Here is a 20783-nt window from a genome sequence, read left to right as displayed (position 1 = left end):
GCGCCGCGATGCCGCGGCAAAGGCCAGCGGAGCGCAACATGGACGGGATCGCCACGGACCGGTTTGTCGCAGGCGCGGACCTGCCGGATGCGCGAGCATTGCGCGAGGCGGCCGGGCTGGGCGGATCGGGCCGCGACCTGATCGACGCGGTGCTAGCCGCGGACATCGCGCGCGTGCGCTTCCTGATGGAGCGCGATCCGGCGCTGGCGCAGACCAGCTCGGACGGCCGGTCGCTGGCGGAAGTGGCGGTCGCCACGGGCAATGCGATGCTGCTGCGTGAGATCCTGTCGCATGGCGTCGACCCCGATGGCGCAGGCGATGGCGCGCCGCTGGTGCTGGCGTTGCACGCGAACGGGCCGGAGCTGGCCTATGTCCTGCTGGCCGAACATGGCGCGGCACCGGCGCCGGCGCGCGGGGCGCTGGAGCCGGTGCGCGCGGCGATCGCGCTGGGATCGGCGGCGGGGGTGCGGATGCTGCTGGACCATGGGCTGGACCCGAACGTGCGCGACACGCTGGATCGCCGCCCGCTGCACGTCGCGCTCGACATGGAGCGGTTCGCGATCGCCGAGTTGCTGCTCGTCGCCGGCGCCGATCCGTTCGCGATCGACATCGGCGGCGCGAACCTTGCCGCGTCGCTGGCGATGCCGATGGTCACCGATGTGCCCGACGAGGCGGCGGCGCGTGCGCGTCTGACCGACGGGCTGGCGCGGCTCGGCTGGCCTTCCCCTGCGCCCACCCCGCGCGAGGTGCTGGCGCTGGCCGCCGACGGGCGCTGGCCGCCGCGCTGAGCCGTCAGATGTCCTGCGTCAGCCGGCCGTAGAGTTCCGGGCGGCGATCGCGGAAGAAGCCGAAGGCGGCACGGTGGCGGCGCGCGCGGTCGAGATCGAGCGTCGCGGTGATGACGCCTTCGTCCTCGCGGCCCAGCTCCGCCAGGATATCGCCGCGCTCGTCGGTGATGAAGCTGGTGCCGTAGAAGGTCTGGCCGTGCTCCACCCCGACGCGGTTGGCGGCGATGACGGGCACGACGTTCGACACCGCATGGCCGACCATCGCGCGCCGCCACAGCCGCGCGGTGTCGAGCGAGGTGTCGTGCGGTTCGCTGCCGATCGCAGTGGGATAGAACAGCAGTTCGGCGCCCATCAGCATCATCGCGCGCGCGGCTTCGGGATACCATTGGTCCCAGCAGACGCCGACGCCCAGCGTCGATCGGTCGGGGCCCCGCCACACCTTGAACCCGGTATTGCCAGGGCGGAAATAGAATTTCTCCTCATACCCCGGCCCGTCGGGAATGTGGCTCTTGCGGTACAGCCCCTGCACCTCGCCGTCGGGACCGATCATGGCGAGCGAATTATAGTGATGCGGCCCGTCCAGTTCGAAGAAGCTGGTGGGGATCCACACGCCCAGCGCCTCCGCCAGCGCCTGCATTGCCAGCACTGCCTTGTGTTCGCCCAGCGGCGCGGCATTGGCGAACAGCGATTCGTCCTCGACGCGGCAGAAATATTCGCCCTCGAACAGTTCGGGTGGCAGGATCACCTGCGCGCCGCGGCCATGCGCCTCGCGCACGGCGTCGGAAACCTTGGCGATGTTCGCATCGATATCGCCCGAAAAGGCGAGCTGGAGCGCGGCGACGGTGATCTGGGTCATGCGCGCGCACATAATGTCGGTTGCCGCGCCGCGCCAGACGGTGAGTCGTCTTACGGTCACCAGGCAGCTATAGCGATAGGCCATGACCCCGACCGACCTTCTGATCCCGACGTATCGCCAGATGCTGCGCATGCTGTGCGGGTTGCTCGACACGGCGCAGCAGCAGATGCCCGACCGCATGGAAGCGCTGATGTCGGCGCGGCTGGCGGACGACATGTACCCGCTGGCGACGCAGTTGCGCTTCGCCGCGTTGCAGGCGCAGGAAGCGGGATACCGGCTGCGCGGCGAGGACATGCCGGGGCGGCTGCTCGCACTGGGATCGGAGGCGCGCGGGGCCGGGGAGGCACCCGGGTCGGTCGCCGATGCGCGGTCGCGGATCGACGAGGCGCTCGCGTTCCTGGCCGAGGCGAGGCTGGACGCCGAGGCGCCGGTGGCGTTGGAACTGCCGAACGGGATGGCATTCAACATGGCGGCGGAGGAATACGTCCGCGACTGGGCGCTGCCGCAATTCTATTTCCACGTCGTCACCGCCTATGCGATCCTGCGCCATCATGGCGTGGCGATCGGCAAGGGCGACTACGTGCCGCACATGTTCGCCTATCTGCGCCCCGGCACCGCTCCTGGGGCGTGAAGGGCGGCGCCGCGGTCAGCCGATCAGCAGCCCCGCCAGCGCCGCACTCATCAGATTCGCCAGGCTGCCCGCCGCCAGCGCGCGCAGGCCCAGCCGCGCGATCGTCGGGCGCTGGTTGGGCGCCAGGCTGCCGGTGACGGCCATCTGGATCGCGATCGAGGAGAAATTGGCGAAGCCGCACAGCGCGAAGGTGACGACCGCGATCGTCCGCGGGCTGAGCTGCGCGGCCTGTTTGCCCAGATCGATATAGGCGACGAATTCGTTGAGGACGATCTTCTCCCCGAACAGCCCGCCGGCGATCCCGGCTTCGTCCCACGGCACGTTGAGCAGGTACATGACCGGCTGGAAGACATAGCCGAGCAGCCCCTGGAAGCTCAGCTCCGGGTGGCCGAACCACGATCCGACCCCGCCCAGCAGCCCGTTGGCGAGCGCGACCAGCGCGACGAACGCTAGCACCATCGCACCGACCGCGACGGCCAGCCGCACGCCGGTCTGCGCGCCCTGCGCGGCGGCCATGATGAGATTGGCGGGCTTCTCCTCGTCATGCGTCGCCTCGGGCAACGGTTCGCCGGGCGTCCCTTCGGGCAGCAGCGCGGCAGGGCCGCGGCCGCTGATCCGCGCCTCCGCCAGCGCGATCTGCTGCGCCTCGTCGGGCAGGTCGCCCAGCGGCAGTTCGCCCTCCGGCGGCATCACGCGATCGGGCATGATGATCTTGGCCATCAGGATCCCGCCCGGCGCGGCCATGAAGCTGGCGGCGAGCAGATAGTCGATGCGGATTCCCATCGAGGCATAGGCCGCCAGGATCGTTCCCGCGACGCCGGCCATCCCGCTGGTCATCACCGTGAACAGCTGCGCCGGGGTGAGGCCCGCCAGATAGGGGCGGATGACCAGCGGCGATTCGCTCTGCCCGACGAAGATGTTGGCGGCGGCGCACAGGCTTTCCACCTTGCTGGCGCCGATCACCTTCTCGATCGCGCCGCCGATCCAGCGCACGACCAGCTGCATCACGCCCAGATAATAGAGGATCGACACCAGGCTGGCGAAGAAGATGATGACCGGCAGCGCGGCGATCGCGAAGCTCTGTCCGCCGATCTCGGGACTGGCGAGCTTGCCGAACAGGAATTCGGTGCCACGCTGCGAATAGCCGAGCAGCGCGGAGACGCCCGCCGACGCCCCCGCCAGCGCGGCGCGCCCCGGCGTCCAGTAGAGGACGACGATCGCGATGACGATCTGGAGCGCGAAGGCGCTGCCGACGATGCGTAGCCGGATCGCGCGGCGATCCGCCGACAGCAGCACCGCCAGAAGGAGGATGACGGCGATGCCCGCGACGCCGATGAGAAATCTCTGCATTCTGGTGATGATTCCGCGGATTCGATGACCGGCGCGGCCCCCCGCGCAAAGGTGTTACATGACATGCGCGCGTGGGCATGGCCAGTCCCCTGGGGCGGGGAGGCGCCCTGTCCGTCATCCCCCGTGCGGGCTGGGAGCTGGTGGGGGTGTGTCTACCACGGAAAGGTCCCAGCTTTCGCTGGGGCGACGATAGTGGAGGACTGGCGCGGCGTGTGGCGGCGTTACGCCGTCTCCAGCGCCTCGCTCGCCTCCATCCACAGCGCCTCGGCCGCCTCGATCCGTTCGGACAGGTCGGCGCGGCGCTTCATCAGATCGGTCATGGTGAGTTTCGACAGCTTCGGGTCGGCGGTCGACGGGTCGAACATCGCGCGGTCGACCGCGCTGCGCTCCTCGATCAGCCGGGCGACCTCCGCCTCGGCGTCGCGGGCGCGCTTCTTGAGCGCCTTGTCCGCCTCGCGCCGTTCGGCGGCGGCGCGGCGGTCGTCCTTCTTGTTGCCCTTCGCGCCTGCCGGCTTGCCCTCGCCCGCCAGCACCATCGCGATATAATCGTCGAGCGTGCCGTTGAATTCGCGCGCCTGCCCCTTGTCGACCAGCACCAGCCGGTCGGCGGTCAGTTCCACCATATGGCGGTCGTGGCTGACCAGCAGCACCGCGCCGGTATAGGCGTTGAGCGCCTGCACCAGCGCCTCGCGCGCGTCGACGTCGAGGTGGTTGGTCGGCTCGTCAAGGATCAGCAGGTGCGGGGCCTCGCGCGTGACCAGCGCCAGCGCCAGTCGCGCGCGCTCCCCGCCGGACATCGTGCCGACGCGCGCGGTGGCGCGATCGCCCGAAAAGCCGAACCGGCCCAGCTGCGCGCGCACCGCCGCGGGGGTCGCGCCCGTCATGGTGCGCGTCATATGCGCCAGCGGCGTGTCGTCGGGGTCCAGTTCCTCCACCTGATACTGGGTGAAATAGCCGACCTTCATCTTGCCGGTGGCGGACATGTGCCCGTCGAGCGGCGCCAGCTGCGCCGCCAGCAGCCGCGCCAGCGTGGTCTTGCCGTTGCCGTTGCGGCCGAGCAGCGCAATGCGATCGTCGGGATCGAGCCGCAGGTTGAGCCGCGACAGGATCGGCGTGTCGCCATAGCCGACGCTGGCATGGTCGAGCGTGATGAGCGGCGGGCGCAGTTCGGTGGGATTGGGGAAATCGAAGCTGAGCGTCGGGTCGTTCGCCATCTCCGCGATCGGCTGCATCTTCGCCAGCATCTTGGCGCGGCTCTGCGCCTGTTTGGCGGTGGAGGCTCGGGCGGAATTGCGCGCGACATAATCCTGAAGCTTCGCGCGCTGCGCCTCCTGATTGGCCTTCGCCGCGGCCAGTTGCGCCATGCGTTCGGCACGCTGGCGCTCGAAGGCGTCATAGCCGCCGACGTAAAGCGTCGTCTTGCCGCCTTGCAGATGCAGGATGTGGTCGACGACGTTGTTGAGGAAATCGCGTTCGTGGCTGACCACCACGATCGTCGCGCGATAGGATTTGAGGAAATCCTCCAGCCACATCACCGCCTCCAGATCGAGGTGGTTCGACGGTTCGTCGAGCAGCAGCAGATCGGGTTGCGAGAACAGCAGCGCGGCGAGCGCGACGCGCATCTTCCACCCACCCGAGAAGCTGTCGAGCGGGCGCTGCTGCGCTTCCTCGTCGAAACCCAGGCCGACCAGGATGCGCGCGGCGCGGGCGGGCGCGGCGTGGGCGTCGATCGCGATCAGCCGTTCGTGGATGTCGCCCAGCCGGTCCATGTCCTCGCACGTCTCCGCCTCGGCGAAGAGCGCGGCACGCTCGGTGTCGGCGGCCAGCACGGTATCGAACGGCGTGCTGTCGCCGGCTGGCGCCTCCTGCGCGATATAGCCGATGCGCGCGCCGCGCGGCATGTCCAGGGTGCCGTCGTCCGGCTCCAGCAGGCCGGCGATGACGCGGACCATCGTCGACTTGCCCGCGCCGTTGCGCCCGATCAGTCCGACGCGACTTCCCGGCGGCAAGGCGGCGCTGGCGCTGTCGAGGATCGTGCGCCCGCCGAGGCGCACGGTGATGCCGTTGAGGTTGAGCATGATGCGCGGCGCTGTACCGCATTGCGGCGGGATCGGGAAGGTGGGGCGGGACGGTGTGGCGGCCGCCTCTCGCCCGCACGTCATCCCGGCGAAGGCCGGGATCTGCTGATTGGTTGGCGGGGCGCCCGTGCCGCGAAGGACAACAGCTTTCGCTGGGGGGACGCAGCGGGCTGGGGGCAGGCGAACGAAGCTTAGTCGAACCGCCGCCCGACATGCGCCTCGCCGCGCGCTTCGGCGAGGCGTTGCTGGCGGTGGCGTTCGGCGGCGGCGGCGCGTTGCGCATCGTCGCGGGTGGCGTGGCACGCGGGGCAGCTGACGCCCTCGACATACAGCGGCGAGGCGCAGTCGGCGGGGCTGACCGGCATCCGGCAGGCGTGGCACAGCACATGTGTGCCCGGCGCGAGCCCGTGCCCGACCGCGACGCGCTGATCGAAGACGAAACATTCGCCGTCCCACAGGCTGTCGGTCGCGGGCACTTCCTCCAGGTAGCGCAGGATGCCGCCGTCGAGGTGGTGGACCGCCTCCACCCCCTCGCCCTTCAGGAAGGCGGTGGATTTCTCACAGCGGATGCCGCCGGTGCAGAACATCGCCACGCGCCGCTTGCCCGCCATCAGGTCGCCGCGGTGCGCGCGGAACCAGGCGGGGAAGTCGGCGAAGCTGGCGGTGCCGGGATCGACCGCGCCGGCGAAGGTGCCGACCGCCACCTCATAATCGTTGCGCGTGTCGATCACGAGCGTCTCCGGATCGGCGATCAGCGTGTTCCAGTCGGCGGGCGCCACATAGGTGCCGGCATCCGTCAGCGGATCGACCGCGACGCCCATCGTCACGATCTCGCGCTTCACCTTCACCTTCAGCCGGTGGAAGGGGTTGGCATCGAACCAGCTGTGCTTGAGCGACAGGTTGGCGCAGCCCGGCAGCGCGCGGACCTGCGCGATCACGCGGTCGAGCGCCTCGGGGGCGCCCGCGATCGTGCCGTTGACGCCCTCATGCGCCAGCAGCAACGTTCCCTTCACCCCCGCGTCGCGCGCGGCCGTCAGCAGCGGGCCGCGCGCGGCGTGCGGATCGTCGAGTCGGGCGAAGCGGTAGAGCGCGGAAACCCGGATCGGCAGCTGGGTCGTCAATGGACGAAGCGCGCCACCACGTCGCGATAGCTGCGGCTGACCTTCACGCTGGCGCCCGAATCGAGCACCAGGAAACATTCGCCGTTGGTGTGCGGCTTCACCTGCTTGACCAGGTCGAGGTTGACGATCGTCGAGCGGTGGATGCGCTGGAACCGGCGAGGGTCGAGCCGCTTTTCCAGGTCCTTCATCGTCTCGCGCAGGATCAGCGTGTTGTCGCCGGTGTAGATGCACATGTAATCGCCGGCCGCGTCGATCCGCTCGATCGTGTCGACGTCGACGCGGAAGATCTGCCCGCGGTCCTTGATGTTGATCATCTTCTCGAACCGGCTGGCATTGGGCTGTTCGGCATTGCCGTCGCCGATCTCCGCTGCCGCCTCGGGTGCGTGTTCGGCCAGCACTTCCTTCAGCTTCTCCGCCTCGCCGACGCTCTGCCGCTCCGACAGGCGCTGGCGCACGCGGTCGAGCGTGTCGGCCAGCCGCGCTTCCTCGACCGGTTTCATCAGGTAATCGGTCGCCTGCGCCTCGAACGCGCGGATCGCGTGATCGGAATAAGCGGTGACGAACACGAACAGCGGCGGTTCGACGTCCAGCAGCCCCTGCACGACTGAAAAGCCGTCGAAACCGGGCATCTGGATGTCGAGGAAGACGAGGTCGGGCTTATGGGTCTTGATCGCGCTGATCGCCTCGCGCCCGTTCTGGCACTTGGCGATGATCTCGACGTCGTCGTGCGCCGCGAGGCGGAGCTCCAGCCCCTGGATGGCAAGCGGCTCGTCGTCGACGAGGATGGTACGAATGGTCATCACACCTCTCTGTTCGGTACTTCGAGCTGGAACGGGATCTCGATCTCGACCCCGAACCCGCCCGTCGGCATGGCACGCACATCGAAGCGGTGATCAGGCCCATAAGCCTGCGCCAGCCGCTCCCTGATATTGGCGATACCCACGCCGGTTGAAAGGGATGGCCGCGATTTCGTCGGCATCAAACCCGGTCCGGTGTCGGATACGCCCAGCAGCACCCTGTCGCCGACGAGCCGAACGGCGACGCAGATTTCGGCGCCGTCCTCCTGCGGAGTGACGGCGTATTTGATCGCATTTTCGACCAGCGGCTGGAGCAGCAGCGAGGGCAGGCGCGCCTTTTCCGCCGCGGGATCGATCTCGAACTTCGGGCGCAGCCTGTCCTCGAAGCGCATCTTCTCGATCTCGAGATACAGTTTCAGCGTCTCCACCTCCTGCGCGACGGTGACGTGCGCGGTGGGTTCGTTCGCCAGCGTGTAGCGCAGGAACGACGACAGCCGGCTGAGCATCGCATTGGCGCGCTCGGTCTGTTTCAGGAGCACCAGCGTCGAGATCGAATTGAGCGTGTTGAACAGGAAATGCGGGTTCAGCTGATAGCGCAGCATCGCCAGCTGCGCCGAGGAGGCCTGATTCTCCAGATGCTCCATCTGGTCGATCTGATCCTCGACGATCAGATAGAAGTTGATCCCGAAATACAGCGCCGACCACCCCGCCAGCACGGTGAAATTGAGGAACAACGTGCCCAGCAGCAGCGATAGGTCGACGCCCGGCGCGGCGAATTTGATGAAGCTGAACGAGAAGGCGTCGAGCAGCGCATAGAGGAACGTCGCCGCCGCCAGCGTGAAGATCGTCAGCATGATGCCGGTGACGCGCGGCAACGAGCGGTAATAGCCGTACAGCGTCGAGAGCAGCAGCGTGATGCAATAGCCGACGATCGATTCGACGATCACCGGCACGATCGTCTGGAGCGAGAAATTGCCCGACAGCGACGACACCGAGCGCAGGATCAGATAGCCGCTCCATCCCGCCGCCTGCAGCTTCCAGAAGGCGCGCGACTTGTCCTCGAAGAACGGGCGGACGAACAGCGGGCGCTGCCCCGCGGCGGAGACATAGCCGGTCGCGGCGGGCGGGCGGGAGGCGGCGGCCCCGGTCGAGGCGACGGGGGCAGGGCCGGCGGGAGCGGGTGACGTTGCCATCGTCCGCCTCTCTACAACGCCGCGCCGCCCGGTGCAAAACGACGAAGGCCGCCGCCCCGGGTTGGGGCGACGGCCTTTGCGTTGGGTGGTGCCCGGTGGGCGCCGCAGCTCAGAAGCTGAAGCGCGCGCCGATGCGGATCGTGTAGAGCGACTGCGGCGCGTAGATCGTATCGGTCGGCGTCGCATTCGGCAGGCTGTAGCGATACTGGGCGCAAGGCTGCGCGGTGCTGGTCGGCGCGGTACCGGTGGTGCCGGTCGGCGTCGCAGCGACCAGGCAGGTCACGCGGGCGGCCACCGCATTGTACGGGAAACCGTACTCGCGGATCTGACCCCAGTTCTTGTTCAGGAAGTTCGTGAAGTTCTCGATATCCGCGAACAGCTGGATCCGCGAATTGCCGACGAACGTCGGGATTTCCTGAGCGACGTGCAGGTCGAAGCGCGTGAACCACTTCGAATTGAACGCATTCCGCGGCGCGATCGACCCACGATACTTCGCCAGGCCCGACGACTGGAAGAAGGCGTCCAGGGTGTCGCGGGTGGTGGTGCTGTCATAGGAGACGCGCGGATCGTCGATGCCGGTCGGCACGTAGATCAGGTAGCGCGTGCCGGAACCGGTGGTGCCGAAGATTGTGCTGCGCCCGCTGGACGTGTCCTGCATCGTGTAGCTGTACGGACGGCCGATGCGGGTTTCGCCGAACAACGCGAACGTCGTCTTGTAATCGCCGAAGAAGGCGTGATCGAAGGTCACGTCATACTTGATGTTGTGGCGCACCTCGTCGTTCGACACGCCGTATGCGGCGTTGTTGCCGTCAAGGAACGCGCCGTTGGCGTAGTTGGAACCAGCTGTCGACGAGGTCGCCGGGGTCTGATCCTTGATGTTCTGGTAGGTGTAGCTGATGCCTGCATACAGCCCGAAGTCGAACTGCTTGTTGACGCGCGCCACCGCAACATAGCTGCGACCGCGCGAGGTGTTGGTCAGCAGGATGTCATTCAGCGTGTCGGAGAAGGTGGTCAGCGACGTGTAGCGCACGCGGCCATCCGGGGTGCGCGACGTGGTCGGGACCGAGCGGATGTCGGTCCAGAACACCTGGTCGCGAACCTTCGACCAGAAGAAGTCGCCGCCGAAGTTCCAGCCGCCGCCCAGGAATTCGGGCGTGTAGTCGACCGACAACGTCCCGCGCCACTGCGAGGGCAGCTTGAAGTTGGGATCGACCGCGTTCGTCGCCGCCGCGGAGACGCCGCCGACAAGATAGGTGTTCGCTGCCGCCGGCACCGCCGAACCGTTGACGTTCGTCATGATCGCCTGCGGATTGAACCCGGCCGGGAAGGTCGCGTTGCCGGCGTAGCTGCCGTCGTTCAGCTGACGGATGTCGATGGTGTTCGACAGGATGCCGGTGTTCGAGAAGCTGTTCGACGTATAAACGTCGGGTGCGCCGCCACCGAAGATGCCGATGCCACCGCGGACGCTGAGCTGCCGGTCAGGCTTCCAGTCGAAGCCTACGCGCGGCTGGAACAGTCCACGACCCGACAGGAAAGACGCATTGGTGAAGCCGTAGCGGCTGGTGAACGTCGGGTTCAGCGAGGGGCGGCTATGGCTGCCATACAGGTCATAGCGCATGCCGTAGCTGACGTTCAGCGTCGGCGTGATCGCCCAGTTGTCCTGCACGCCGAAGGCGTACTGCCAGTAATTGAACACCGCCGAAGCGAGATCCGGGTTCGGCGTCGGGACGGCATTGGTATAGCCGAAACGCTGGGCATTGCCCGCTGCGAAGTCGGCGATCGAGTCAAAGTAATAGGTGCCGGCAGTGCCGCCGCGCGGGTTCGAGTTGCTGAGGAAGGCATTGAACACGTCGACATGCGCGATGTCGCCGAAGATGCGCAGGTCGTGCCCTTCACGGGTCAGGCGCGCCTGCACGGTGCCGCCCCAGGTTTCGGTGTTCAGTGCGTTGGTCTGACGCGACACGTCCGGCCCGAATGCGACCTGCGGCGTGTTCGGCGCGCAGGTGACCGAAGCGGAGGCGCCGGCAGAACCCGGGTTGCCGCGGTCGGAATTTTCGGCGGCGCAGACGCGGAACTCCGCGAACCCGCGACCCAGCAGCGGATCCTGCAGACGAACGTACTTCTTGTAATAGCCGCGCACTTCGGTCGAGAAGTCGTCCGACCATTGCGAGTTCAGCTGCAGAACGCCGGTGTGCAGTTTGTTGCCCGAAATATAGGCGTTCGACGCCAGGCCCAGCTGCGGCGCCGACGGGTTGACGCTGGTGTTGTTGGTGATGACGATCGAATCTTCGGCGTAGCTGTAGGTCGCTGCGAGCCGCTGCGTGTCCGACAGGTTCGCGTCGATGCGGGCGACGAGGCGGTCGTCCTTATCCTGGTTGCTGTTGACGACACCGCCGGTCTCATAGCCGTAGCGGGTGCGCGCGATGTCCGAGATGCGATTCACGGTCGCCTGGGTCAGCCCCGGGACGGCGTTGCCGGCGTTGTTGTCGGTCGGCCCTTCGGCGATCGGTCGCGGCGCGCGCAGGCGCTCACCGGCGACCATGAAGAACAGCTTGTCCTTGATCAGCGGGCCAGCCAGCTCGGCGCCGTAGTTCTCGTACTTGTAGTTAGGCAGCGTGACGACCCCGGTCGGGACGCCGGGGCCGGCCTTCGTCTTCGTGCCGGCCAGTTCGTCCGACGAATAGGAATAAAAGCCGGTGCCGTGGAATTCGTTGGTGCCCGACTTCAGGATGACGTTGACGACGCCGCCCTGGAAATTGCCCTCGCGCACGTCATACGGCGCAACCTTGGTCTGGAACTGGCCGATAGCGTCGAGCGGGATCGGCGAGCGGCGGCTCGGCAAGCCGTCCGGGTTAAGGCCGAAGTTGTCGGTGATCGGGACGCCGTCGACGGTGAAGCGGTTGAAACGCGCGTTCTGGCCGGCGAAGCTGACGGCGCGGCCGCCGCTGGGCGTGTCGTCGAGACGGGCGAGCGGGTCGCGACGCATCAGGTCGCGGATGTCGCGGTTGACCGAGGCGATCGTGCCGATCTTCGTCGCGCTGAGCACCGTTGCCGGACCCTGGCTGACGGTACGCGCGCTCGAGATCGACGATGCCGTCACGACGATGTCGCTGCTGGCGCCTTCGGCGGCCAGTTCGATCGGCAGGTCGAACGTCTGGGCGACGATCGTGTTGACGTCGGTGATCGTGGTGTCGGTGTAGCCCGGCGCCCGCACCGTCACCGAGTAGGGGCCACCCGGCCGCAGACCGGTAGCAGTGAAGCTGCCGTTGGAGTCGGTCGACGTGTTCTGGCGCGTCCCCGACGGCACGTTGACGACCTCGACGGTCGCGCCCGCCACGGGGGCGCCGTTCGACGTCACGCTGCCGCGGATGGTGGAGGTGGTTTCCTGCGCCATGGCGGCTGCCGGCGCGATGAGCGCGACCGCGGCCACACCCACGAAAAGGTTGTTTCGCATCGATTCTGTCCCCTTTTGGCCCTTGGCCCGCGGCGCGCAGGCTATTGCCGTTGGGCGCGCCACTGCGCCGCGAATATGTCGTTCCCGTGACAGTCGCGAGTCTTATCGTTCGGCGCTGCAACACGCCGCGGTGGCGTTGCAAAAAAGAGACAGGGCGGCCGACCTATCGGTCGGCCAACCACCTCAATAACGGGAGATTTCCACCGGAAGGTGGCGATAGCCGTGGACGAAGCAGGCGGCCACGCGATCGGGCGCACCGGTGACGTTCACGCGCATCCGGCGCTTCGCCATCTCCTCCAGCAGGATCGCAACCTGCAGTTCCGCCAGCCGCGCCCCGACACAGCGGTGAATGCCGTGCCCGAACGCCAGGTGGCGGCGGGCATTGGGGCGATCGACCTGGTAATCGTCGGCATTGGGACCGAACACGCTTTCGTCGCGATTGGCGGAGATGTACCACATCACCACCTTGTCGCCCGCCGCGATCCGCTGCCCCATCAGTTCGGTATCCTGCTGGGCAGTGCGCGCCATGTGCGCGAGCGGGGTCTGCCAGCGGATGATCTCGCTCACCGCATTGGGGATCAGCGTGCTGTCCGCCTCCAGCTTGGCGCGCTCCGCGGGGAACTGGTCGAGCGCGTAGACGAGGCCGGACATGGTGTTGCGCGTCGTATCGTTGCCGCCGACGATCAGGAGTATGAGGTTGCCCATGAATTCGTTGGCGTCCATGTGGCTCATCGCGTCCGAATGGATCATCATCGAGATGAGGTCCGGGGTCGGCGCCGCGCCCGCTTTGGCCGCCCACAATTTCTGGAAGTAGGCGCCGCATTCGTAGATCTTCTCGAGCCGCTGCTGGCGCAGTTCCTCGCTCTTGGCCAGTTCGATGTCACCCATCCAGTCGGACCACATGGTCAGCTTCGCGCGGTCCTCCCACGGGAAATCGAACAGGATCGCCAGCATCTGCGTCGTCAGTTCGATCGACACGCGCTCGACCCAGTCGAACGCGGTGTTCCAGGGCAGGGTATCGAGCACCTCGGCGCTGCGGTCGCGGATGTTCTGCGTCAGCCGCACCATCTCGCTGGGGGTGAAGGCGGGGGCGACGGTGCGGCGCTGCGCGGTGTGGATCGGGCGGTCGCGGCCGATGAACATCGGCATCCGCACCTCATCCTCGGCAATCCGCGAGATGGTGAAGCCGTTCGCCTCCGACGAATAGAGATCGGGGAGCGATTCGACCTCGACGATCGGCTTGTACGTGCTCACCGACCAATAGGGGCCGAAATCCGAATCGACGACCTTGTGCACCGGCGCCTTGGCGCGAAGCCGGCGGAACGGTTCGTGCCAGGTGTCGTCGCGATAAAGCTCGGGCCGGCTGACGTCGAAAGGGTCGGCGGGCGCGGTCACGTCCTGGGCCAGGGTCGCCATGGTCACTCTCCTCTTTTGGTTGCGAGAAGAAACCTAACTGACACTGGTGTCAATGGGGTTACTGCGCCCTATCCCCGCGCGAACAACCGTCGCCACGCGGGCTTGGCGCTGCCCGACTGCAGCACGCCGCGCCGGAACAGCCGCGCGCCGACGGTGATGAAGATCGCGACCCACACCAATTGCCACAGCAGCGCCAGCGCATGCGGCCACAGTCCCGGCAGCGCCGCGGCGCGCCCGGCCATCGCATAGGGGGAGGAGAGCGGGAACAGCTGCGTTCCGATCGCCAGCCAGCCGTCGGGATCGGATGCGCCGGCCGATGCGAGCGCGAACATCGCCACCTGCACGATGGTGACCGGCAGCGACAGCATCTGGATCTCGCGCATCGTCGATGCCTGCGCCCCCACGCCCAGAAAGATCGAGCCGAGCAGCAGATAGGCGGTCGCGAAATAGGCGGCGAACAGCAGCGCGAACGGCCCCGCGCCGACCGCGGGCGACAGCTGGCGCAGCCCCGCGCCCAGATCGCCGGGCAGGAACGCGCCGGCCTGGCTGACCACCGTTCCCCAGAAGGCGACGAACAGCACCGCGACCCCGAACATGCCGAGCAGCTTGCCCAGGAACACGCTTTCCAGCGGGACCGCGGCGGCCAGCACCTCGATCACCTTGTTGTTGCGCTCCTCCGCCATCGTGCCGACGACCTGGCCGGACAGGAACAGCGTCAGGAAGAAGATGCCGAACACCGCGCCGAACGCCGATGCATCGCGCCCGCCGGCGGACGGAGCGGCGGTGGCGACACGCTCCAGCACCGGTTCGGCGAGCGCGGGCGCGCCGGCGCGGCGGACCAGCGCGGCGTCGCGTGCCAGCGCGGCGAGGTAGCGCGCTTCGTCCCGGTCGCCCGCGGCATAGCTCACGACCGGGCGGTCGAGCGCGCCGTGGAGCACCGCCGCGACGCTGATGCCGCCCACCGCGCCGTGCCCGTCCAGCATCGCGCGTGCCTGCGCCGCGGTATCCCCGGTGACCGGATGCGCGACCAGTCGCGGCGGGGCGCGATCATCGTCGGGCAGCGTGCGCTGGCGCGCGTCGGCGGCCATCACCGCGCGCGCGTCGTCGGCGGGCAGCAGCAGCACCAGCCGCTGCTTGGCCGCGGTGCCGCGCGTGGCATTGGCCGCGCCCAGCCCGCCGATCAGGCTGAACGACAGCATGATGATCGGCGCGAACAGGAACAGCAGGAAGATCGGGGTGAAGACCGTCGCGGTGAAATCGCGGCGGGCGATCGTCAGCGTCTGGCGCAGGTGACGGCGAAAGGGGGTCATGCGGCGCGCTCCGTCACGGTTGCGGGGCCGGATGCGGCGGCCGCCTCGCCGACGATGCGCACGAACGCCTCGTGCAGGCCGGGGCGTTCGATGGCGAGGCCGGCGATGCCGTATCCGGCGGCGATCAGCCGCGTCAGCAGCCCCTCGATCCCCTCCGCTGGCAGCTGGAAACGCCAGCTGTCGCCGTCGCGCGTCGCATCGCCGGGCAGCAGGTCGGCCAGCGCGGCATCGGTATGATGGGGAACGTATCGGACCTGCGGCGGCAGCAGCCCGCGCGCCTCGTCGACCGTCCCCTCGAACCGGCGGCGCCCGCCCGCGATCACCGCCAGCCGGTCGCACAGCCGCTGCGCATGGGCCATGACGTGGGTGGAAAACAGGATCGTCGCGCCGCGATCGCGCTCGGCCAGGATCAGCGCCTCCAGCCGTTCCTGGTTGACCGGGTCCAGCCCGGAAAACGGCTCGTCCAGCACGATCAGGTCGGGGCGATGCACGACCGAGCCGAGCAGCTGGACCAGCTGCGCCATGCCCTTCGACAGCTTGCGGATCTTCTCGTCCACCGCATGGCCCAGCCCGGCGGCTTCCAGCATCTCCGCCGCGCGGGCACGGCCGGTGGCCCAGTCCAGTCCGCGCAGCGCGCCCATGAACGCGATCGCCTCGCGCGCCTTCATCGCGGGATAGAGGCCGCGTTCCTCCGGCAGATAGCCGACGCGGTCGCCGGCGTCGCGCGGGTGGCGCGCGCCCAGCAGGATGCGTTCGCCCTCATCGGGTTCGATGATGCCCAGCAACATGCGCAGCGTCGTGGTCTTGCCCGCGCCATTGGGGCCCAGCACACCGTAGATCGCACCGCGCGGCACCACTAGGTCGACGCCGTCGACGACCCGCCGATCGCCGAATCGCTTCACCAGGCCGTCGGCGACGACGGCTGACGGATGGGATGACACGTAGCGCCCCTTTTGATTGCCCAGCGCGGGGTGGTAGCGGCGCCGCCGCGCCGCGCCAATCGCTTACTTGCCGCCGGTGCGGCGCGCGATCGCGGCCGCGCAGCTGGCGCGATCGATGCTGCTGCCGTCGCGCTGGCGGGTGTCGACCCAGGTGACGCGCGGCTCCGCGCCCTGTTTGGGGGGATAGAGATAGGCGTCCATGACGCAGATCGCGCTGGTGAACTGCAGCTTGCGCGCGGTGCCTTCGCGCACGTCGGCGTCGGGCTGGCCGAACTGCCGCACCAGCGCGGCGGCATCCTGCCCGACGATATGCGTCAGCCCGGTCTGCGGGATCGGGATCAGCGGTGCGCGCGCGGCCCCGCCCGTGGTGCCGGTGGTGGCGCAGCCGCCCAGCAGCGCCAGCGCGAACGGCAGGATCAGGCGGCAGGCCCGCGGCTGCGGTGTCATCGGTCGGTCCCGTGATAAAGGTGCGTCGCCATCGCGGCGCCGATCACCGGCGCCAGGATGTTGAGCAGCGGAACCACGAACAGGGCGGTGCCCGCAAGCCCCAGCGCGAACCGCCGCCCGGCGGTCGCCGCGCGCCAGCCCCGCATCGCCGCAGCGTCCATGTGCCGAGCGGCGACCATATCGGTCAGGTCGCGTCCCAGCAGCCAGGCATTGACGACGAAGAACGCCGCCGCAGTGCCCACCCCGGAAACCAGCAAGGCGACATAGACGGGGGTCATCAGCAGATTCACGCCCACGAACCGCGCCGCCGATCCGGCGCCCATCGCCAGCCCGCGGTGGAACGGCACGGCGCGCGCGCCGGCGAGGCGATCGGGATAATGGCGCCGCTCCACCGCGGCGACGATCGTGTCGGCGAACAGCCCGACGACCAGGATCGCGACCGCGCGGAACAGCAGCCACAACGCCAGCACGGTCACGAGCGTCGCCGCCACGCCCGCCAGCGCGCCGTGCCACGCCACGTTGGCCAGCAGCGCGTCGATCCCCCACCACAGCACCGCGCCTGCGACGACAAAGATCGCCAGCGTGATCGCGAGCGAGGCGAACAGCACGCGGCGCACCGGCGGATCGCCCAATTGCCCGACGGCGAGGAAGAACGCGCGGATCATCGCGCGCCAGCGTTGCGCCGCGCGACGCGGTTGCGCAAGGGCACGCGGCGCTTTACGCGGGCGACCTTGCGCTTTCCCCATCCAGGATCAATTCCTTGACCGAACCCCGCTACGACGTGGTCGCGATCGGCAATGCCATCGTCGACATCCTTGCCCCCGCCACCTATGCCTTCATCGCCGACAACGGCATGACCAAGGGCGCGATGGCGCTGGTCTTCTCCCCCGAGGAAGCCGACGCGCTCTATGCCAAGATGGGGCCGGGGCAGGAAGTGTCGGGCGGTTCGGCGGCGAACACGATCGCGGGCATGGCCGCGCTGGGCGACGCCTGCGCCTTCATCGGGCAGGTCGCCGACGACCAGCTGGGCGAAGTGTTCGCGCACGACATCCGCGCCGCGGGCATCCGCTTCGACACGCCCGCGCGCGCCGGTGCGCCGACGACGGGCCGCTGCCTGATCTTCGTGACGCCCGACGGGCAGCGCACGATGAACACCTTCCTGGGCGCTTCGCACTATCTGCCGGAGGCGGCGCTGGACCGCGATCTGATCGCCGATGCGCGCTACCTCTATCTCGAAGGCTATCTGTGGGACCCCGAAGAGCCGCGTGCGGCGATGCGCGCCGCGATCGACGTCGCGCGCGCCGCGGGACGCAAGGTGGCGTTCACGCTGTCGGCCGAATTCGTCATCGACCGCCACCGCGCGGCATTCCACGAATTGATCGACCAGGGGCTGATCGACGTGCTGTTCGCCAATGAGGCGGAGATCATGTCGCTTACCGAGACGGGCGATGTCGAGGCGGCGATCGACGCGGTGCGCGGCAAGGTGCCCCTGCTGGTCGTCACGCTGAGCGAGCGCGGCGCGTGCGCGATCGCGGGCGAGGCGCGGGTGTGCGTCCCGGCGCAGCCGATCGACAAGGTGGTGGACACCACCGGCGCGGGCGACCTGTTCGCCGCCGGCTTCCTCCACGGCCAGGCGCGCGGCCAGTCGCTGGAGGCGTCGCTGACTCTGGGCGCGATTTGCGCGGCAGAGGTGATCCAGCATTTCGGCGCGCGGCCGATGGTCGACCTGAAGACGCTGACCGGGCACGTATGACGCGTCATGCCGGGTCACGCCCGGGGTGACGATCCGGACAGCGCCGCCGTGCTCCTGCGAAGGCAGGAGCCCAGGGTCATGATCGCCAGCCGTCATTGCCGCGTCCGGCCCTGGGTTCCGGCGATTGCCGGAACACGGGCGCGCGCTTTCGCCGAGCGTATCGATCGCGGTAGGGCCGCCCCATGACCCTGCCGATCCATGCCGTCCTGCCCGATCTGCTCGCCGCGCTGCGCGTCGGCGCGGCGGCGGTGCTGGTCGCGCCGCCGGGGGCGGGAAAGACCACCGCGGTCGCGCCCGCGCTGCTGGCTGAACCATGGTGCACCGGCGAGGTGCTGGTCACCTCGCCGCGCCGTCTGGCGGCGCGCGCGGCGGCGGAACGGATGGCGACGCTGGCTGACGAGCCGGTCGGACGCACCTTCGGCTATGCCACGCGGCTCGATACAAAGCGGTCGGCGGCGACGCGCGTCACCGTCGTGACCGAGGGGATCTTGACCGCGCGGTTGCAGAACGACCCCGAACTGGCCGGCGTGTCCGCGATCCTGTTCGACGAGGTGCATGAACGCAGCCTCGACGGTGATTTCGGGCTGGCGCTGGCACTGGATGCGCAGGGTGCGCTGCGTCCTGACCTGCGCATCGTCGCGATGTCCGCCACGCTGGACGGCGCGCGTTTCGCCGCGCTGATGGGCGATGCGCCGGTGGTGGAGAGCGCCGGGCGCAGCTTCCCGCTGGAATTGCGCCACATCGGCCGCGCGGGCGAGGCGCGGATCGAGGACGACATGGCCGCCGCGATCCGCCGGTCGCTGGCGGAGGAGGCGGGCGGGGTGCTCGCCTTCCTGCCCGGCATCGCGGAAATCGAGCGGACCGCCGAACGGCTGGGCGATCTGCCGGGGGTGCGGCTGCACCGGCTGCACGGCAGCCTCGACCCGGCGGCGCAGCGCGGGGCGATCCGTGCCGAGCCGGACGGCGCGCGCAAACTGGTGCTGGCGACGTCGATCGCGGAAACCAGCCTGACGCTGGACGGCATCAGCGTGGTGGTCGATTCCGGGCTGGCGCGGCGCCCGCGCTACGATCGCGCGGTCGGGATGACGCGGCTGGTGACCGAACGCGAGAGCCAGGCGGCGGCGACCCAGCGCGCCGGTCGTGCCGCGCGACAGGGTCCGGGGGTCGCCTATCGCCTGTGGGAGGCCGCGGCCACCGCGGGGATGCCGCGGTTCGACCCGCCGGAGATCCTGGAGGCGGACCTGTCGGCGCTGCTGCTGGCCACCGCCATCTGGGGCGTCGCCGATCCGCGCCAGCTGGCATGGATCGACCCCCCGCCCGAGGCGGCGGTGGCGGAGGCGCGCGCGCGGCTGACGGTGCTGGGCGCGCTGGACCAGGATGGGCGGCCGACCGCGCATGGCCGCGCGATGGCGGCGCTACCGATGGCGCCGCGGCTGGCGCACATGCTGCTGCTCGCCCCCGACAAGCGGCTGGCCGCCGAGGTCGCGGCGCTGTTGCAGGAGCGCGGGCTGGGCGGTCCCGATGCCGATCTGGAGGTGCGCTGGCGACGCTGGCGCGGCGATCGGTCGGCGAAGGCTGAAAGCGCGCGCGGGCTGGCGAAGCGCTGGGCGGCGCTGGTGCGCGGGCGCGGCGACGGGGCCGGGGACGGGGAGGGGACGATCGCGGAGTGCATCGCGCTGGCCTTCCCCGATCGGGTGGCGAAGCGCCGCGATGCGAATGGCGAGCGTTGGGCCTCGGCGGGCGGGCGCGGTTTCCGGCTCGACCCGACCTCGCCGCTGGCGCGGCAGGAATGGCTGGCGGTCGCAGAGACGCAGGGGATGGCGGCGGGCGCGCGCATCCTGTCCGCCGCCGCGATCGGCGCGGACGCAGTGGAGGGGATGTTCGCCGACCGGATCGCCACCCATCGCACCGCCACCTTCGATCCGGCCACCGGTGCGGTGCAGGCGCTGCGCGAACGGCGGCTGGGCGCGATCCGCGTGTCGAGCGGGCCGGACAGCACCGCCGATCCCGCGACGATCGCCGCCGCGCTGGTCGAGGGGGTACGCCGTCACGGGCCGGCGCTGCTCCCCTGGTCGGCGGGGGCGCAGGCGCTGCGGACGCGCGCGGCCTATGCCGGGGTGCCGCTGGACGATGCGGTGCTGATCGCGCGGATCGACGAATGGCTGCCCGCGCTGGTGGCCGGCAAGCGTCGGCTGGACGCGATCGCGCCGGGGGCGCTGACCGATGCGTTGCGCAACCTGCTGGGCTGGGACGCACTGCGCCAGACCGACCGGCTGGCGCCGGCCGATTTCACCAGCCCCGCCGGATCGACCCATGCGATCGACTATGGCGCGGAGGCCGGGCCGACCGTTGAGCTGCGTGTCCAGGCGCTGTTCGGGCTGGACGAGCATCCTGTGGTGGGGGAAGCGCGCGTGCCGCTGGTCCTGTCACTGACCAGCCCCGCAGGACGCCCGATCCAGACGACGCGCGACCTGCCGGGTTTCTGGCGCGGCAGCTGGAGCGCAGTGGCCAAGGAGATGCGCGGCCGCTACCCGCGCCACCCGTGGCCCGACGATCCCGCCGCCGCCAGCGCGACGCTGCGCACCAAGAAGGCGGATGCGCGGCGGTAGGATTGCGGGCGCGGCCACGGCTTCGTAGGCAGGGGCGAG

Annotated in this window: 16 protein-coding genes; 4 read left to right on the top strand and 12 right to left on the bottom strand. The window is 69.2% G+C overall.

Features of this window, described 5'->3' with window-relative positions:
* The first annotated feature begins 38 nt into the window (after positions 1–38).
* Entirely contained in the window at positions 39–788 is a 750-nt protein-coding gene (locus COA17_RS06010; RefSeq protein WP_096610977.1) for an ankyrin repeat domain-containing protein, read from the top strand.
* 4 nt (positions 789–792) lie between these two features.
* Here the strand turns inward: COA17_RS06010 and aguB are convergent, their stop codons facing one another.
* Positions 793–1644, bottom strand: coding sequence for an N-carbamoylputrescine amidase (aguB, locus tag COA17_RS06005; protein ID WP_096611597.1), 852 nt, complete (start codon positions 1642–1644; stop codon positions 793–795).
* 82 nt (positions 1645–1726) lie between these two features.
* Here aguB and COA17_RS06000 point away from each other — a divergent pair, with 82 nt between their 5' ends.
* On the top strand, positions 1727–2275 hold the full coding sequence (locus COA17_RS06000; protein WP_096610975.1) for a DUF1993 domain-containing protein: 549 nt from the start codon (positions 1727–1729) through the stop codon (positions 2273–2275).
* Between the two features lie 15 nt (positions 2276–2290).
* Here COA17_RS06000 and COA17_RS05995 read toward each other — a convergent pair whose 3' ends face one another.
* The 11 genes from COA17_RS05995 to COA17_RS05945 form a co-directional block, all read right to left on the bottom strand.
* Positions 2291–3625, bottom strand: a complete 1335-nt coding sequence (locus COA17_RS05995) for a NupC/NupG family nucleoside CNT transporter (RefSeq protein WP_096610973.1) — start codon at positions 3623–3625, stop codon at positions 2291–2293.
* Positions 3626–3846: 221 nt separating this feature from the next.
* A complete protein-coding gene (locus COA17_RS05990; protein WP_096610971.1) occupies positions 3847–5703 on the bottom strand; it encodes an ABC-F family ATP-binding cassette domain-containing protein in 1857 nt (618 codons plus the stop codon).
* Positions 5704–5894: 191 nt separating this feature from the next.
* Complete coding sequence (gene trhO, locus COA17_RS05985; RefSeq protein WP_245857477.1) at positions 5895–6824, bottom strand: oxygen-dependent tRNA uridine(34) hydroxylase TrhO; 930 nt, start codon at positions 6822–6824, stop codon at positions 5895–5897.
* The gene (locus COA17_RS05980; protein WP_066711150.1) at positions 6821–7624 is read right to left on the bottom strand and encodes a LytR/AlgR family response regulator transcription factor; all 804 of its coding nucleotides are present in this window, start codon (positions 7622–7624) and stop codon (positions 6821–6823) included. The genes trhO and COA17_RS05980 overlap by 4 nt, the downstream gene beginning before the upstream one ends.
* Positions 7624–8814: a sensor histidine kinase gene (locus tag COA17_RS05975; protein ID WP_096610967.1), complete on the bottom strand. Its 1191-nt coding sequence runs from the start codon at positions 8812–8814 to the stop codon at positions 7624–7626. The genes COA17_RS05980 and COA17_RS05975 overlap by 1 nt, the downstream gene beginning before the upstream one ends.
* Positions 8815–8923: 109 nt before the next feature.
* Positions 8924–12268 (bottom strand): TonB-dependent receptor, encoded by a 3345-nt coding sequence (locus COA17_RS05970; RefSeq protein WP_096610965.1) that lies wholly within the window; start codon positions 12266–12268, stop codon positions 8924–8926.
* Positions 12269–12451: 183 nt separating this feature from the next.
* The gene (locus COA17_RS05965; protein ID WP_096610963.1) at positions 12452–13684 is read right to left on the bottom strand and encodes a cytochrome P450; all 1233 of its coding nucleotides are present in this window, start codon (positions 13682–13684) and stop codon (positions 12452–12454) included.
* A gap of 68 nt (positions 13685–13752) precedes the next feature.
* Complete coding sequence (locus COA17_RS05960; protein WP_096610961.1) at positions 13753–14994, bottom strand: ABC transporter permease; 1242 nt, start codon at positions 14992–14994, stop codon at positions 13753–13755.
* A complete protein-coding gene (locus COA17_RS05955) occupies positions 14991–15935 on the bottom strand; it encodes an ABC transporter ATP-binding protein (RefSeq protein ID WP_096610959.1) in 945 nt (314 codons plus the stop codon). The genes COA17_RS05960 and COA17_RS05955 overlap by 4 nt, the downstream gene beginning before the upstream one ends.
* 63 nt (positions 15936–15998) lie before the next feature.
* On the bottom strand, positions 15999–16382 hold the full coding sequence (locus tag COA17_RS05950; RefSeq protein ID WP_066491313.1) for a hypothetical protein: 384 nt from the start codon (positions 16380–16382) through the stop codon (positions 15999–16001).
* Complete coding sequence (locus tag COA17_RS05945) at positions 16379–17047, bottom strand: EI24 domain-containing protein (RefSeq protein ID WP_096610957.1); 669 nt, start codon at positions 17045–17047, stop codon at positions 16379–16381. The genes COA17_RS05950 and COA17_RS05945 overlap by 4 nt, the downstream gene beginning before the upstream one ends.
* A gap of 95 nt (positions 17048–17142) precedes the next feature.
* On the opposite strand from COA17_RS05945, the gene COA17_RS05940 reads away from it, so the two are divergent.
* Entirely contained in the window at positions 17143–18135 is a 993-nt protein-coding gene (locus tag COA17_RS05940; RefSeq protein WP_096610955.1) for an adenosine kinase, read from the top strand.
* A 182-nt stretch (positions 18136–18317) separates the two neighbouring features.
* Positions 18318–20744, top strand: coding sequence for an ATP-dependent helicase HrpB (hrpB, locus tag COA17_RS05935; RefSeq protein WP_096610953.1), 2427 nt, complete (start codon positions 18318–18320; stop codon positions 20742–20744).
* The last annotated feature ends 39 nt before the right edge of the window (positions 20745–20783 follow it).

Origin of the sequence: Sphingomonas ginsenosidimutans (assembly GCF_002374835.1) — a bacterium.
In the GTDB taxonomy this organism is placed as follows: Bacteria; Pseudomonadota; Alphaproteobacteria; order Sphingomonadales; family Sphingomonadaceae; genus Sphingomonas; species Sphingomonas ginsenosidimutans.
This window is presented reverse-complemented; position numbering and strand designations above follow the sequence as displayed.

Coding starts and splice junctions, on each gene's coding strand:
- COA17_RS06010 (WP_096610977.1), top strand. CDS start 39: ATGGACGGGATCGCCACGGACCGGTTTGTCGCAGGCGCGGACCTGCCG.
- aguB (WP_096611597.1), bottom strand. CDS start 1,644: ATGACCCAGATCACCGTCGCCGCGCTCCAGCTCGCCTTTTCGGGCGAT.
- COA17_RS06000 (WP_096610975.1), top strand. CDS start 1,727: ATGACCCCGACCGACCTTCTGATCCCGACGTATCGCCAGATGCTGCGC.
- COA17_RS05995 (WP_096610973.1), bottom strand. CDS start 3,625: ATGCAGAGATTTCTCATCGGCGTCGCGGGCATCGCCGTCATCCTCCTT.
- COA17_RS05990 (WP_096610971.1), bottom strand. CDS start 5,703: ATGCTCAACCTCAACGGCATCACCGTGCGCCTCGGCGGGCGCACGATC.
- COA17_RS05980 (WP_066711150.1), bottom strand. CDS start 7,624: ATGACCATTCGTACCATCCTCGTCGACGACGAGCCGCTTGCCATCCAG.
- COA17_RS05975 (WP_096610967.1), bottom strand. CDS start 8,814: ATGGCAACGTCACCCGCTCCCGCCGGCCCTGCCCCCGTCGCCTCGACC.
- COA17_RS05970 (WP_096610965.1), bottom strand. CDS start 12,268: ATGCGAAACAACCTTTTCGTGGGTGTGGCCGCGGTCGCGCTCATCGCG.
- COA17_RS05965 (WP_096610963.1), bottom strand. CDS start 13,684: ATGGCGACCCTGGCCCAGGACGTGACCGCGCCCGCCGACCCTTTCGAC.
- COA17_RS05960 (WP_096610961.1), bottom strand. CDS start 14,994: ATGACCCCCTTTCGCCGTCACCTGCGCCAGACGCTGACGATCGCCCGC.
- COA17_RS05950 (WP_066491313.1), bottom strand. CDS start 16,382: ATGACACCGCAGCCGCGGGCCTGCCGCCTGATCCTGCCGTTCGCGCTG.
- COA17_RS05945 (WP_096610957.1), bottom strand. CDS start 17,047: ATGATCCGCGCGTTCTTCCTCGCCGTCGGGCAATTGGGCGATCCGCCG.
- hrpB (WP_096610953.1), top strand. CDS start 18,318: ATGACCCTGCCGATCCATGCCGTCCTGCCCGATCTGCTCGCCGCGCTG.